The organism is Lebetimonas sp. JS085 (assembly GCF_000523295.1).
Taxonomy (GTDB): Bacteria; Campylobacterota; Campylobacteria; order Campylobacterales; family Nautiliaceae; genus Lebetimonas.
In genome coordinates, this window is sequence record NZ_ATHR01000001.1 from 83632 (window position 1) to 97609 (window position 13978).

Below are 13978 nucleotides of genomic sequence, written 5' to 3' on the forward strand. Positions count from 1 at the left end.
GTCTGCCTTATAGCCACATCCTAAAAAAACAGATATAATTATAATATGAAAAAAGCAAAAGATATACTTAAACATTTATTTAATCCCTTTAATGATAAATTACAAGAAAAACGTTGTTTAAAAAAAATTATAGCACTAATGCCCCGTAAATACAATAAATATATAACTTCTTATTCTTTAAAAGGAGAGATTTTGTATATAAAAGTATCACATCCCGCTTTAAGGCAGGAGATTTTTTATAATAAAAATATAATTTTTTCTATTATAAAAACACTCCACAAGGCAAATCAGTGCAACAGTATAAATCCAAAAAAAATAGTTACATTTTATAAATACCAAAAACCTTTAACACCTCCAAAAGAAATAAAATTTTATATTAAAGAGGCGGGAAAATTTAAAATAAAAGCAAAAAAAGAAAATTTAAGAAAAAAATTTGAAGAAATAAAAAATTTAATAAACTCTAAACCCGGTTAAAACTTTTTTCGCTTTGTTTATATCCGAAACTTTAAATGCAAAAGAACCTTTTCTATCCGAATTAACTGTATAACAATAATTTATATCAATACCGTTTTCATTTAATGTTGAAACAATTTTGTTTAGAGCCCCTATTTCATCATCAACTTCAACTATTAACACATCGCTAAGAGTTAGAGAAAAACCGCTTTTTTCTATTGCTTCGGTAGCTTTTACAACATCTTTTGTCAAAATTCTGAGTATTCCAAAATCACTTGCTTCAACCAGTGTAATAGCCTTAATACTGACATTCTCTTTTGCCAAAGCCTCGGTAATTTCTTTAAGCCTTCCTGTTTTCCTTTCCAAAAACACTGAAATCTGTTTCATTTTATTTCCTTTTATCTACTATTCTTTTTGCTTTACCCATACTTCTTTCTATGCTTTTTGGCTCAACCAGATGAACAATGGCATTAATGTATAAATTATTCAAAAGTGCCTGTTGGAGTTCTTTTTTAATTTTTTCAAGTTTTGCAACATCATCAAACATAATACGCTCATCAACTTCAACCATCAATTCCAACTTATCCAAATAACCTTTTTTATCCACAACTATCTGATAATTTAAACTGACCCCTTCAGTATTTGCTATTACATGCTCAACCTGGGAAGGAAACACATTTACGCCGTTTACTATCAGCATATCGTCTGCCCTTCCCCTTACACTCTCCATCCTTACAAACGTTCTGCCGCATGCACAAGGAGTTCTATCAAGTCTTGTAATATCGCCTGTTCTGTATCTTATTATCGGAAGTGCATGTTTGGTAAGAGTGGTTAAAACAAGTTCGCCCTCTTCACCCTCAGGTAAGACTTCCCCTGTTTTCGGGTCTATTATTTCAGGATAAAAATGGTCTTCGTTTATATGAAGCCCTTCTCCCATGTTACAGCTGCAGCTGACCCCGGGCCCGATTATTTCACTGAGTCCGTAAACCTCGTAATAATCTATCCGCCACGCTTTTGCAACTTCTTCCCTAAGTCCTTTGCTTGTCGGTTCCGCTCCGAAAAAACCGGCTCTAAGCTTATAATTTTTCCTAAATTCAGGCCCCTCTTTTTTGGCCTCTTCTGCCAAATGCAAAGCAAAACTAGGAGTTGCGCAAAGAATTGTAGCCCCAAAATCACGCATTAACATTAACTGTCTTTGGGTAAATCCACCGCTTGCAGGCACTATTGCAGCCCCGATTTTTTGAGCCGCTTCGTGAAATCCGAGTCCGCCTGTAAAAAGCCCGTATCCGTAAGCGTTATGAACTATATCTTTACTTGCGACATCCGCCATATAATAACATCTTATCATCACTTCGTTCCATACATCCATATCATGAGCTGTATATCCCACAACAGTAGGTTTTCCGGTAGTTCCGGAAGATGAATGAATTCTCACAACCTCACTCATCGGCACAGTAAAAAGTCCGAACGGATAATTGTCCCTTAAATCCTGTTTTTTAGTAAATGGAAGTTTTTGTATATCTTCAAGTGATTTTATATCATCAGGAGTTATGTTTAATTCATCAAATTTTTTCTTATAAAAAGGGCTTAAATGATAAACCCTGCTTACCACTTCTTTTAATCTTTTAAGCTGAACTTTTTCGATCTCTTCCCTGCCTGCACTTTCTATTTTATTATAAATCATTTTATCTCCTTTAAATCTTTTTTTGTTTTATAAACAGTTCCTTTAAAAAAAGCAATAATTTTATCTTTATTAGTTATTTTAACTTCATATGTGCCCAAACGGTTACTCTCGGCAATAAGTTTTGCCTCGGCAATTAATTCATCACCTTCTTTTGCAGCATTTATAAAAGATATGCTCGTATCGATTGCCAGGGCAATTTTCCCAAAAGAGTTGCTTGCCACGGCAAACGCAAAATCAGCCAGTGTAAAAATAGCACCTCCGTGACAAACACCTGCCAGATTCAAATGAAATGTGGATACTTTCATTTTTGCCTTTGCATATCCGTATTTTACATCTATTAGTCCAATGCCTATATTTTTGCCAAATTCGGCATTTTCATTAAAATATAATTTAATTTTCTCCATAATTCATCGCTTTATCCAATATTTCAAAATTAGCTTTGGCAAATTTTGGATTAATATCTTTTATGGCTTCTTTTACCTCATCAGCGCTGAAAGGAAAATTTTTAACATTTTTTAATGCAACTCCCAGCATAAACACATTAAGCCCTTTAGCATCAAACAGACCAACTTCCACCAGTCTGTTTGCATCAACTATATATTCATTTGCTTCTATTTCAGGAAAATCAGGCGCATTTACAACCAAGTCCCCGCCTTTTTTTAAATATGTAAGATTTATAAGTGCTTCATCCCGATCAAGCCCGATTAATAAATCAGCCTGTCCGTAATCAATCAACGGGTTATAAAATTCGCCTATTTTAATATGAGAACTCACACTTCCGCCTCTCTGACTCATTCCGTGATTTTCCGTCCCTAAAAATTTATACCCTTTTTTAGCGGCACAAATACTGAGTACCTTTACTAAAAATACAACGCCCTGCCCGCCAAATCCTGCTAAAAGTATCTGATATTTCATTTATCTCTCCTTATGAAGGCATCCGTAGGACAAACCCCGCTGATACACACACCGCATCCAACACATAAAAGCGGGTCTATTTCTATTTTTCCCCTTTCATTATATGCCATTGGAGGACATACAAACTGGGTGGTGCATACATCACAAGCAACACATTTATCTTCATCCACTGTAGCAAAAATGCCTTTTAAGTTTTCTTTTGCTTTTTCTTTATCCAACACACAGAATTGTCTGCTAATTACAACCAAAGGGACTTCAACATTTTCAAATTTTTTCTTTACATCTTTAAAAAAGTTTATGGTTTTATTAATATCAGGCTCGTAAAAATACTCCATTACCTCAGCACCGCACCCCTCAGCAACTTTTTTCAAATCAACTTTCCCGGGGGCAGCCCTCTCGGGTGTAGCCTGTCTTCCCGTCATTGCAACGGTTGAATTATCCAAAATCACAAGTATAAATTTAGCTTTTTGATAAACTGCATTAATAAGAGGTGCAACACCTGAGTGAAAAAACGTTGAATCACCTATTGTTGCAATTACCGTTTTTTCTTTATCGGCAATACTGAAGCCGTGCGCCATTGATACACTGGCCCCCATACATAAAACCGTATCGATTGCTTTTTGATTGATTCCAAGCGTATAACACCCTATGTCTGAAGGATATATCGATTTTTTAGGCCGAAAGACTTTTTTTATTGCAAAAAAGATATCTCTGTGAGGACATCCGGGACACAAATTCGGTTTTCTATGCTTCACTTCAAAATTCTGGGTAAATACAGGTTTATAAATATTTTCCCCATTATATAAACCTACATTTTTTAAAGCCTTTAAAACTCTCTCTTTTGTCATCTCGTCAATTGAATGCACATCATTTGTCATTTTTCCGTAAACATTATGGCTTCTAATTTCTTCTTCAATTACCGGATAGGTCTCTTCAATTACCAATACTTTTTCATATTTTTTAATTAAATCTTTAAGCTGATTTAGCGGCAGAGGATAAGGCATTTCAATTTTTAATATATCGATATCTAAATTTAATTCATCAATTACCTCTTTTACATATCCAAAAGCCGCTCCGCTAGAGATGATTAAATTTTTTGTACCTTTGAGCTTATTGATTTTTGGTTTTATAAATACCTCATAATTATATTTTTTAATTTTTTCTAATTTTTCTTCCCTCTCATATGCCTGAGCCAGTCTTCCAGCCCTTGGGACTGCAGCCCATCTCGGTATATCCCTTTGGAAATTTCCTTCCTTCGCTTCAAATTTATGCTCTTTCAGTTCCACTATTTCCCTTGAATGTGAAACCCTCATTACGCTTCTTAGCATCACAGGTATTTGAAATTTTTTTGATAATTCACCTGCCTTTATGGTAAATTCATATGCTTCGGCAGGGGTTGCCGGATCGATAACGGGAATTCTTGCAAACCTAGCAAATTCACGGCTGTCCTGTTCTGTCTGGGATGAATGAAAGCCGGGGTCGTCCGCAACAATTAAAACAAACCCGCCAATATTGCCTATAAAACTTGCGCTCATTAAGGCATCACTTGCCACATTAAGCCCTACCTGTTTCATTGTGGCAGCACTGTTCAGTCCTGCTATTGCACCGGAAAAAGCCACTTCAAATCCCACTTTTTCATTAGTCGCCCACTTTGCATAAACAGGCAGATTTTTAGAAATTTTTTCAAAAGTCGTTAATATTTCACTCGAGGGGGTACCGGGATACCCGCTTAGAATTTGAGTATTGCTGTGCATTAGTCCATATGCAATTGCCTCATTACCCATTAATGTCTGTTTCATTTTTTCCCTTTTATTTATCAATTTTTATAATAATATCAAAAAAGTTTAAATATCAATTAATTTTATATTAAAATTTAAAAAAAAGGAAAAAAATGAGCCATTTTGATATAGGCGTCTGCTCAGCTTTTTGGCTGACAATACTAAGTGCCCTGCTTTGTGTGATTTACGGTTTGATTAATTGGAACAAAGGTGATGAGGAAAGCAATGAAATGCTTCTAAAAAAATGGGCCGATGAAGAAAAAGAGCTTAACGAGGAGTTACTATGAGCTTTTGGGAAATTGCACTAATTATTCTTTATCTGTTCGCTTTGACATATCTTGGATGGATGGGATATTCAAAAACAAAAAATTCAACAGATTATCTTTTAGCGGGCCGTGAGGCACATCCGTTTGTAATGTCTCTTAGTTACGGTGCCACATTTATCTCAACTGCTGCAATTGTCGGATTCGGCGGAGTGGCGGCATGGCTTGGAAATTCGCTTTTGTGGCTTACTTTTTTAAATATTTTTGTCGGAATTTTTATTGCTTTTGTATTTATAGGAAACCCCACAAGAAAAATGGGCTTAAGGCTCGACGCCCACACTTTTCCTGAGTTTTTGGGCAAAAGATATGATTCAAAATTTATTCAGATTTTTGCCGCACTTATAATTTTATTTTTTATGCCGTTATATGCCACGGCTGTTCTAATCGGAGGTGTTCAGTTTATCAGTATCTATTTTCATGTGGATTATCACATAGCATTATTAATATTTTCACTGATAATCACTGCTTATGTTTTAGCCGGCGGGCTTAAAGGGGTTATGTATACCGATGCCCTTCAGGGTTCAATAATGTTTTTAGCTATGATTGTTTTAATAGTAATGGTGTTTTATTCACTGGGGGGAATAAACGAAGCATTCGCAAAACTTGATAACGTTTGGCAAATTACGGTAATAGACAAGCTTTCAAATACCGGTTTAAAAGATTTAGTTCCGGGAAGCGGCGATTTTATGATGAAATTATCTCAGATATGGGGATTTCAGGGCTGGAATAAAATGCCGTCATTTTTATCTCCTGGTTGGCTTTTTGTAATAACCACGATTACTCTTGGTGTCGGGATCGGAGTACTTGCCCAGCCACAGCTTATAGTGAGATTTATGACCGTAAAAAGCAAAAAAGAACTAAACAGGGCTGTATTAATAGGAGGGATTTTCATTTTGGCAATGACAGGTGTTATTTTTGTTGTGGGAAGTTTAAGCAATGCATGGTATTTTGAAAATTACGGAGGTAAAAACGCCCTTGAAGCGGCGGGGGCAATTGGAAAAGTAATCCCCCATTTTATAAATACGGCGATGCCGCACTGGTTTGGATTTATTTTCCTTTTTGCTCTTATCTCAGCAGCAATGTCCACTTTATCAAGTCAGTTTCACACAATGGGGACGGCTGTCGGCAGGGACATTTTTGAAACACTCGGGGCTGATAAAAACAAAACCACTTTATGGACAAAAATCGGAATTGTCATTGTTATTCTGTTTTCAGTATTTTTAGCTTTTAAATTTCAAAAGGCCCCGGCAATTATTGCGAGAAGTACGGCTATTTTCTTTGCGCTTTGTGCATCTGTATTTTTACCTTCTTTTATTTTTGGACTTTTTTCAAAAAGAATCACTAAAACAGCGGCAATTTCAAGTATGTTTGCCGGATTTTTTGTATCTTTATTCTGGCTGTTGTTTTGCCATTTCAAAGAAGCAAAAGCTTTGGGCATTGCCAAGGCGCTTTTTGGTGTAAATTCTATTTTGGGCCACAGCAAATGGGCTTTTGTAGATGCCATGGTTATCGCCCTTCCTCTTTCAACAATAACTTTGATAATAGTTACAATGATTACAAAACCTGACACAAAAACGATAAAAAAAGCTTTTGGCGTTAGAGGATAAAATCTTCCAGCTCTTCCTCTGTAATTTCACTCGGCATTCTTTTCATTAAAACAGAGGCGGCCAAAGATGTTGAAATTATAATTAATAACAGAGAAACATAAGTATTTACATCAATAATTTTAAATTCGAGTCCGAAAACACTCGCCACTATTCCAAATGTAAGTCTCATATTAAAAAAAAGCCCGGCAATTTTATAAACACTTTTTTTAAAAAACGGTTTTGTCGCAATTACGGTCGCCAGATATTTTGTGCCAAACGCTATAATTCCAAGTATTATACTCAAAAATAAAATCTTAAAATTAATAACGTCAAGTTTAATTGAATAACCCGCTTTAAAAAAGAAAAAAGGAGCCACGAATCCAAATATTATAGCCCTTAATTTTTTTTCTATCATTTCATGTTCTTTTAAAAATTCAGAAAAAAATATTCCCAGGGCAAACGCTAAAACAGCTTCGTTAATATGTATCTCTTTTGAGAGAAAACCGATTGAAATTAAAATTGCAATAATAAACCTTATAGGAAATTCTATATGATTGCCTGTGTATCTGGCAAATAATTTTTCACCGAATTTAGGCAAAACAAACATTACTATTAACAGTACGCCTAAAAAAATAATATTCTGATAATTTATTCCTTCAAACAAAAAGCTCAGTGAAAACATACTGATTATATCCACAATCATAGCCCCGGCCAGAAGCGTCTGACCGGAATTAAGATGAAGCATATTTTTATCTTTCAAAAGCGGATACACGAGTGCCAGAGAGGTGGTGGAAAGCGCTATGCTTATTAGCAAAGACGCTTTAAGGGAATAAAGTAAAATAAATTTGCTAATCAGAAATATTGAAACAAACGGCAATAAAAAAGAAGACACCCCTATAAAAACGGCTTTTATAAAATTTTTCTTAAGAAGTTTTAAATCGCTCTCAAGCCCCGCAAAAAACATAAGCCCCAAAAGTCCCACGTTTGCCAGAAATTCCGCCCATTTTAAATCGCTCATATGGAAAAAATTAGCGGCTATACTTCCCGCTATAATTTCAAAAATAGCGGGGGAAAAACTAATCTCAAGTGCAATAATTCCGGCAATTATTATTAATGCCACTACCACCAGACTCTCTATTTCAAGCTTCATTTTAACCTTTTTTAGTATAATTTTATCAAAAAGGAGAATATTGCAAAAAAAATAAAAAATTTACCGCCTAAACCGGGAGTTTATCAGTATTTTGATAAAAACGGCAAACTGTTATATGTGGGAAAAGCAAAAAACCTGAAAAAAAGAGTAAAAAGCTATTTTAGATTTAATCCTTTCAGAGCGGCGGATAATTTAGCCCCGAGAATATATAAAATGATAAATGAGGCAAAAGAGCTTAATTATATAGTCGTGGAAAGTGAAAGTGACGCACTTATACTTGAAAATTCTTTAATTAAACAGTTAAAACCCAAATATAATATTCTTTTAAGGGATGATAAAACATATCCTTATATTTATGTGGATATGGATGAGCTTTTCCCGAGACTTGAAATAACAAGAAAAATAATAAAAGGCAAAAATATAAAATATTTCGGACCGTTCAGCAGCGGTGCGGGTGCGATTTTAAAAACAATATATGAAGAAATTCCCCTTGTTCAGTCAAAAAGCTGTTTGAAAAATAAAAAAGCATGCCTTTATCATCAGATAGGAAAATGTCTGGCGCCATGCGTTGGTAAGATTAACCCGGAAGAATATAAAAAATATATAAATAAAGCAATTGAACTAATCCATGACAAAGAAAAAATTCTAAATATTCTTTATAAAAAAATGGAAAAATTTGCAAAAAAATTACAGTTTGAAGAAGCGGCTGAAATCAGAGACAGAATAAAATCTATAGAAAATGCCGAAATTTATTCTAATGTAGATTTGGCAAAACTTGAAGATTTGGACATTTTTGTTGTAGAAACATTTAATAATAAGGCTGTAATAATCAGAATATTTGTAAGGGAGGGAAAAGTAGTCTCCGGCACTCACAATATAATAAATGCTCAAACTGAAATAGATAAAAATGAAACCTATAAAAGAGCTATTTTAGAATTTTATAACAGAGAAACTCCTTTTACATCCTCAAAAATTTTAGTGGGTGAAGATTTTGAGGAAAGAACTGCTTTAAGCAAATTTTTAAGTGAAAAATTCAAAAAAAAAATTTCAATAGTTACACCGACCACAAAAGAGAGAAAAAATTTAATAAATTTGGCTAAAATTAATGCAAATGAAATTATGAAAAACCAAAAAGAAAACAATATTCTATTTGAAATAAAAAAGCTGTTTAATTTACAAAACATACCATATAAAATAGAAGTATTCGACACTTCCCATATGCATGGAGAGGCAACAGTCGGGGCAATGGTGGTTTGGGAAAATGAAAAATTCAAAAAGTCTGAATACAGACACTATCATTTAGAAGGAAAAGACGAATATTCCCAAATGAGAGAGCTTTTAACAAGAAGGGCAAAAAGTTTTGATAAAACACCCCCGCCGGAGCTTTGGCTCATTGACGGGGGGCCTGCCCAGATAAATATAACAAAGGAAATAATTGACTCAACTGGTGCAAACATTGATATTTTAGGAATTGCAAAAGAAAAAATTGACGCTAAAGCTCACAGAGCCAAAGGCAAGGCAAAGGATACACTCTATTTTCAATGGAAAATGGAAAACGGAAAATGGAAAATTGATAAAATTAATTTAAACGAAAATGACAAAAGGCTTATGTTTTTGCAGAATTTAAGGGATGAAGCGCACAGATTCGCAATAGAATTTCACAGAATTACCAAAAGAAAAAATGACACACAGATTGAACTTTTAAACATCAAAGGCATAGGAAAAGCAAAAATGACAAAACTGATAAACTATTTTGGAACATTTGAAAATATTAAAAACGCATCTTTAAAAGATTTGGAAAAGGTTTTAAATAAAAAAGATGCATTGATTATATATAATTTTTATAAAGAAAAAAATGAAAACAGTGGCAATTGGAGGTTTTGACGGAATGCACATCGCACATCAGAAAATTTTAAAAAAAGTGGATTTTTTTATTGTTATAGAAAAAGGAAGCTCAATCACACCGGGGTTTGACAGATGCGAATATACTAATTTAGGGTGTGAATTTATGTTTTTGGAAAAAATAAAACATTTAAAACCTGTTGAATTTATAAAAATATTAAAAAAAATGAATGTAAAAAAAATTGTGGTTGGTGATGATTTTAAATTCGGCAAAAACAGAAGTGGAGATATTAATTTATTAAAAAAATATTTTGAAGTTGAGGTAATAAAAGAGATTAAAATAGAAGAAATCGGGGTGCATGCCCATATCATCAGAAACTTTATAAAAAACGATATAAAAAAAGCAAATAAATTTTTAGGAAGAAGTTATAAAATCAAAGGAACACCAATAAAAGGTCAGGGGCTTGGAAAAAAAGAGTTGGTCCCAACAATTAATATAGAACTCTTTAAGCCGTATGTAATTCCTAAAGAAGGGGTTTACATAACCAAAACAAATAATTTTCAATCGCTTACTTTTATTGGAAAGCGCTCAACCGATGGAAATTTTTCAATTGAGACGCACATAATAAGTGACAATGTAAAAATGGTGAGTAGTGAAAATGGATTTATAGAAATTGAATTTATTGATTTTTTAAGGGAAAACAAAAAATTTGATACTTTATCTGATTTAAAAAGACAGATTTTAGAAGATATTGAAAATTTAAACGGCAGCTATTGCCAATGAAGTAGCAATAAGCAAAAATGTTGCTATTAACACCAAAATATCTACTTTCATTTTCACCTCCTTTGTTATTTTGCAATAAAAGGATAACAAGGTAAAATTACAAAAAGATAACAAAGGGCAAAATTGGCACTAATAGATTTATTAAATATAAGCAAAAAATTTGAAGCTCAAAAAATATTATGCAATATAGAATTTCATCTTGACGAGGGCGAAAGAGTAGCGCTTATAGGTAAAAACGGAAGCGGTAAATCTACTCTTATGAAAATAATTGACGCCACTGTAGAAGCCGATGAGGGAGAAATAATTACAAAAAACGGCATAAAAATAAAAAGATTAAAACAAACCCCAACATTTCCCACAGGTCTTAGTGTGAGAGAGGCCATCGAAAATGAACTTACCGAATTCAAAGAAGCTTATCAAAAATACATGCATTTTGCGCAAGCATTTGCAAAAAACCCGGATAACCCTCAAATTCAAATGGAAATGGACAAAATTTCAAAATTCCTTGATTTCCACAATGCATGGAATTTGGATGACAGGATTGAGCGAATTTTACAGGAATTTGATTTAAAAAAATATGAATTTAAAGATATATCACTTCTCAGCGGGGGCGAACAGAGGAGAGTGGCGCTTGCAAGTCTTTTGCTTCAAAAACCGGATGTTTTGCTTTTGGATGAACCGACCAACCATCTTGATGTGTATATGACTGAATTTTTGGAAGAAATGCTTCTTAAAGAAAAATATACCTTTTTAGTGGTAAGCCACGACAGATATTTTATAGACAGAGTCGCCACAAGGGTAATAGAACTTGAAAACTGCCGCCTCAGAAGTTTCAAAGGCGGATATGCAAGTTATTTAAAACAAAAAGAGGAACTTCTAAAAGCAAAAGAAAAAGAATTTGAAAACGAAATAAGACTTCTTAAAAGAGAAGAGGAATGGCTGAGCAGAGGCGTTAAAGCCAGACTTAAAAGAAACGAAGGGAGAAAAAAAAGGGTATTGGAACTTAAAGAGAAAGTAAAATATGACAAAATGGAAATAAGACAGATTGAAATGCAGCTAAAGCGGGAACTTTTGGCAAAAGAAGAAGACAAAATCAATAAAAAAAAGGTTATGTTCGAAATTGAAAATTTAAGCAAAAGCCTTGGAAATAAATTATTAATAAAAGATTTTGGCACAAGAATTTTACAAAAAGACAAAATTGCAATAGTCGGTAAAAACGGGAGCGGAAAATCTACGTTTTTAAAGCTTCTAACAAAAGAGGAAACACCCGATGAGGGAATAATAAAAATCGGGGAAAATATAAAAATAGGTTATCTGGACCAGAGAAAATCAATGCTTAACGACAGCAAAGATTTAATAGAAACTTTTTGCCCGAAAGGAGGAGACAGGGTAAATGTCAGAGGCAGAAATATGCATGTTTACGGATATTTAAGAGAATTTTTATTCCCGCCCGAATATCTAACAAAAAAAATAGGTGTTCTAAGCGGGGGTGAAAAAACAAGAGTTGCACTTGCACTTCTTTTTACCAAAGATTTTAATGTATTGATTTTAGACGAACCGACAAACGATTTGGATATTCCGACTATTAATATTTTGGAAGAATATCTGATGGATTATGAAGGAAGTGTAATTTTTGTAAGCCATGACAGATATTTTGTGGATAAAATTGCAAAAAAGCTGTTTATTTTCAAAGGAAACGGTATTGTGGAAGAGAGTTTCATACCTTATACGGATTTTCTCGAAATTGAAAAAGAGCTAAAATTAATCGAAAACGAAAAATTAAAAATAGAAAATGAAAAAAAAGAAAAGCCAAAAAGAAAACAGACAAAACTTTCTTACAAAGAACAGCGTGAGCTTGAAGAACTGCCTGTACTTTTAGAAGAGCTTGAAGCAAGCATTGCGGAAATTGAAGAATGTTTAAGCAATCCTGATTGTTATAATGAAAAAGGTCTTGTTAACCTAACCGGGGAATTGGAAGAGATTAAAAAACTTTATGATGAAAAAGTGGAAAGATATCTTGAACTCGAAGAAAAAAAAGAATCCCTTATACAAGGATAAAAAATGGATACAAAAAAATCTATCAAAAATTCTTATATTTTTCTTAAACATTTAAAAGAAGATATTTTGGATGAAATTACACTATATGCCGCAGCTATGAGTTTTTATACAATTTTTTCTCTTGTCCCTATTCTTCTTATCATTCTTTCTTTTATAGCAGGCTCTCCATTTTTTTCGGATATATATGATAAATTGGAAGGTTTTATATCTTCAAACCTGCTTCCTACAAATAAAGAAATAATCTCATCTTATCTTCAAAATTTTTTAACAAATTCATCCAAAATGGGAATAATCGGAGGTATTTATATAGTGGTAACATCCATTCTGTTTTTTAACAACTTCGAGGAAATAGTCTCAAAAATTTTTAAACAGAACAAAAAGAATATCTGGGAGAGAATAAAACTTTACTGGACAATGATTACGCTTTTTCCGATTCTTTTCGGAGTTGCTATGTATCTGTCTATAAAATTTCAGTTTTTTCTTGACAAATCCACTTTAACCTCATGGATAAAATTAGGGAAAATTCTTCCTTTTTTACTTATATGGATAACATTTTTTTTATCATATAAAATAGTTTTAATAAACGAAAAAACAACATCAACGCTAATTTCCTCATTTATTGTAACAATCGCCTTTTTTACAGCTAAAAACACATTTATTTATTATGTGTTAATCAATAAAACATATACATCTATTTACGGCTCCATTGCCACTTTAATGTTTGTGTTTTTATGGATTTATATTAACTGGATAATCTATATAGGCGGAATTTACTTAATTAAATATTTAGATATAATTACAGAAAAAAAGGAGAAATTATGGATATTTCAAAAATTAAACCAACCGAAGATGAAGCAGTAAATGCTGTTATAGAAATTCCACAAAGAAGCAATATAAAATATGAAATAGATAAAGTTAGCGGTGCCGTATGTTTAGACAGAATTCTTTACGGAAGCCAGTTTTATCCTGCAAATTACGGATTTATTCCCAATACTCTTGCAGATGACGGTGACCCGATTGATATATTGGTTCTCTCAACCGAAAGCGTTGTTCCGGGATGCGTTATTAAATCAAAGGTAATCGGTGTTTTAATAATGGAAGACGAAAACGGGCAGGATGAAAAAATAGTAGCCGTTCCTGTTACTAAACTGGACCCTCAAATGGCAAAAATTAATTCTTTGGAAGATTTGCCTGAAATTAAACTAAATCAAATCAAACATTTTTTTGAAACATATAAAGACCTTGAGCCTGGCAAATGGGTTAAAGTTACAGGCTTTGAAGGAAAAGAAAAAGCGATGGAGCTTATAAATAAAGCTATCCAAAACTATAACAAATAAACTCTTTTTCTCTTTTTTTGTTACCAATCTTCACAATATTTAATTGACTTGTCTATTCTTTTTTTTAT

The 13978-nt window shown here is 33.2% G+C and carries 14 protein-coding genes; 8 read left to right on the forward strand and 6 right to left on the reverse strand.

What is annotated here, in order from left to right; translation table 11 throughout:
* The first annotated feature begins 45 nt into the window (after positions 1–45).
* Positions 46–474, forward strand: coding sequence for a DciA family protein (locus tag DZ68_RS0100445; protein WP_024786742.1), 429 nt, complete (start codon positions 46–48; stop codon positions 472–474).
* Here DZ68_RS0100445 and DZ68_RS0100450 read toward each other — a convergent pair.
* From DZ68_RS0100450 to DZ68_RS0100470, 5 genes are read right to left on the reverse strand one after another with little or no spacing between them, the layout of a single operon-like run.
* Positions 451–840: a hypothetical protein gene (locus tag DZ68_RS0100450; protein WP_024786743.1), complete on the reverse strand. Its 390-nt coding sequence runs from the start codon at positions 838–840 to the stop codon at positions 451–453. The genes DZ68_RS0100445 and DZ68_RS0100450 overlap by 24 nt on opposite strands.
* A 1-nt stretch (position 841) precedes the next feature.
* The gene (locus tag DZ68_RS0100455; protein WP_024790479.1) at positions 842–2137 is read right to left on the reverse strand and encodes a phenylacetate--CoA ligase family protein; all 1296 of its coding nucleotides are present in this window, start codon (positions 2135–2137) and stop codon (positions 842–844) included.
* The gene (locus tag DZ68_RS0100460) at positions 2134–2541 is read right to left on the reverse strand and encodes a PaaI family thioesterase (RefSeq protein WP_024786745.1); all 408 of its coding nucleotides are present in this window, start codon (positions 2539–2541) and stop codon (positions 2134–2136) included. Before DZ68_RS0100460 ends, DZ68_RS0100455 begins: the two co-directional genes overlap by 4 nt.
* Entirely contained in the window at positions 2528–3052 is a 525-nt protein-coding gene (locus DZ68_RS0100465; RefSeq protein ID WP_024786746.1) for a 2-oxoacid:acceptor oxidoreductase family protein, read from the reverse strand. Before DZ68_RS0100465 ends, DZ68_RS0100460 begins: the two co-directional genes overlap by 14 nt.
* Positions 3049–4851, reverse strand: a complete 1803-nt coding sequence (locus DZ68_RS0100470; protein ID WP_024786747.1) for a thiamine pyrophosphate-dependent enzyme — start codon at positions 4849–4851, stop codon at positions 3049–3051. Before DZ68_RS0100470 ends, DZ68_RS0100465 begins: the two co-directional genes overlap by 4 nt.
* Before the next feature lie 92 nt (positions 4852–4943).
* Between DZ68_RS0100470 and DZ68_RS10790 the strand changes: the two genes are divergently transcribed.
* Together DZ68_RS10790 and DZ68_RS0100480 are read left to right on the forward strand one after the other, a co-directional pair.
* Complete coding sequence (locus DZ68_RS10790; RefSeq protein ID WP_173391317.1) at positions 4944–5117, forward strand: symporter small accessory protein; 174 nt, start codon at positions 4944–4946, stop codon at positions 5115–5117.
* Positions 5114–6760, forward strand: coding sequence for a sodium:solute symporter (locus tag DZ68_RS0100480; RefSeq protein ID WP_024790480.1), 1647 nt, complete (start codon positions 5114–5116; stop codon positions 6758–6760). Before DZ68_RS10790 ends, DZ68_RS0100480 begins: the two co-directional genes overlap by 4 nt.
* Here the strand turns inward: DZ68_RS0100480 and DZ68_RS0100485 are convergent.
* The gene (locus tag DZ68_RS0100485; protein WP_024786749.1) at positions 6750–7889 is read right to left on the reverse strand and encodes a cation:proton antiporter; all 1140 of its coding nucleotides are present in this window, start codon (positions 7887–7889) and stop codon (positions 6750–6752) included. The two genes, DZ68_RS0100480 and DZ68_RS0100485, sit on opposite strands and share 11 nt — an antisense overlap.
* Before the next feature lie 24 nt (positions 7890–7913).
* Between DZ68_RS0100485 and uvrC the strand changes: the two genes are divergently transcribed.
* The 5 genes from uvrC (at position 7914) to ppa (ending at position 13910) form a co-directional block, all read left to right on the forward strand.
* Positions 7914–9773: an excinuclease ABC subunit UvrC gene (uvrC, locus tag DZ68_RS0100490; RefSeq protein WP_035908475.1), complete on the forward strand. Its 1860-nt coding sequence runs from the start codon at positions 7914–7916 to the stop codon at positions 9771–9773.
* Positions 9745–10515 carry a bifunctional riboflavin kinase/FAD synthetase gene (locus DZ68_RS0100495; RefSeq protein WP_024789002.1) on the forward strand — a complete coding sequence of 257 codons (771 nt, stop codon included), beginning with the start codon at positions 9745–9747 and terminating at the stop codon, positions 10513–10515. Before uvrC ends, DZ68_RS0100495 begins: the two co-directional genes overlap by 29 nt.
* 123 nt (positions 10516–10638) lie before the next feature.
* Complete coding sequence (abc-f, locus tag DZ68_RS0100500; protein WP_024790482.1) at positions 10639–12573, forward strand: ribosomal protection-like ABC-F family protein; 1935 nt, start codon at positions 10639–10641, stop codon at positions 12571–12573.
* A gap of 3 nt (positions 12574–12576) precedes the next feature.
* Positions 12577–13434, forward strand: a complete 858-nt coding sequence (locus DZ68_RS0100505; protein ID WP_024790483.1) for a YihY family inner membrane protein — start codon at positions 12577–12579, stop codon at positions 13432–13434.
* Entirely contained in the window at positions 13392–13910 is a 519-nt protein-coding gene (ppa, locus tag DZ68_RS0100510; protein WP_024786754.1) for an inorganic diphosphatase, read from the forward strand. The genes DZ68_RS0100505 and ppa overlap by 43 nt, the downstream gene beginning before the upstream one ends.
* Positions 13911–13978: the final 68 nt, after the last annotated feature.

Bases quoted from the DNA above. Each gene is read 5' to 3' on its own strand.
- DZ68_RS0100445 (WP_024786742.1), top strand. From the start codon at position 46: ATGAAAAAAGCAAAAGATATACTTAAACATTTATTTAATCCCTTTAAT.
- DZ68_RS0100450 (WP_024786743.1), bottom strand. From the start codon at position 840: ATGAAACAGATTTCAGTGTTTTTGGAAAGGAAAACAGGAAGGCTTAAA.
- DZ68_RS0100455 (WP_024790479.1), bottom strand. From the start codon at position 2,137: ATGATTTATAATAAAATAGAAAGTGCAGGCAGGGAAGAGATCGAAAAA.
- DZ68_RS0100460 (WP_024786745.1), bottom strand. From the start codon at position 2,541: ATGGAGAAAATTAAATTATATTTTAATGAAAATGCCGAATTTGGCAAA.
- DZ68_RS0100465 (WP_024786746.1), bottom strand. From the start codon at position 3,052: ATGAAATATCAGATACTTTTAGCAGGATTTGGCGGGCAGGGCGTTGTA.
- DZ68_RS0100470 (WP_024786747.1), bottom strand. From the start codon at position 4,851: ATGAAACAGACATTAATGGGTAATGAGGCAATTGCATATGGACTAATG.
- DZ68_RS10790 (WP_173391317.1), top strand. From the start codon at position 4,944: ATGAGCCATTTTGATATAGGCGTCTGCTCAGCTTTTTGGCTGACAATA.
- DZ68_RS0100480 (WP_024790480.1), top strand. From the start codon at position 5,114: ATGAGCTTTTGGGAAATTGCACTAATTATTCTTTATCTGTTCGCTTTG.
- DZ68_RS0100485 (WP_024786749.1), bottom strand. From the start codon at position 7,889: ATGAAGCTTGAAATAGAGAGTCTGGTGGTAGTGGCATTAATAATAATT.
- DZ68_RS0100495 (WP_024789002.1), top strand. From the start codon at position 9,745: ATGAAAACAGTGGCAATTGGAGGTTTTGACGGAATGCACATCGCACAT.
- DZ68_RS0100505 (WP_024790483.1), top strand. From the start codon at position 12,577: ATGGATACAAAAAAATCTATCAAAAATTCTTATATTTTTCTTAAACAT.
- ppa (WP_024786754.1), top strand. From the start codon at position 13,392: ATGGATATTTCAAAAATTAAACCAACCGAAGATGAAGCAGTAAATGCT.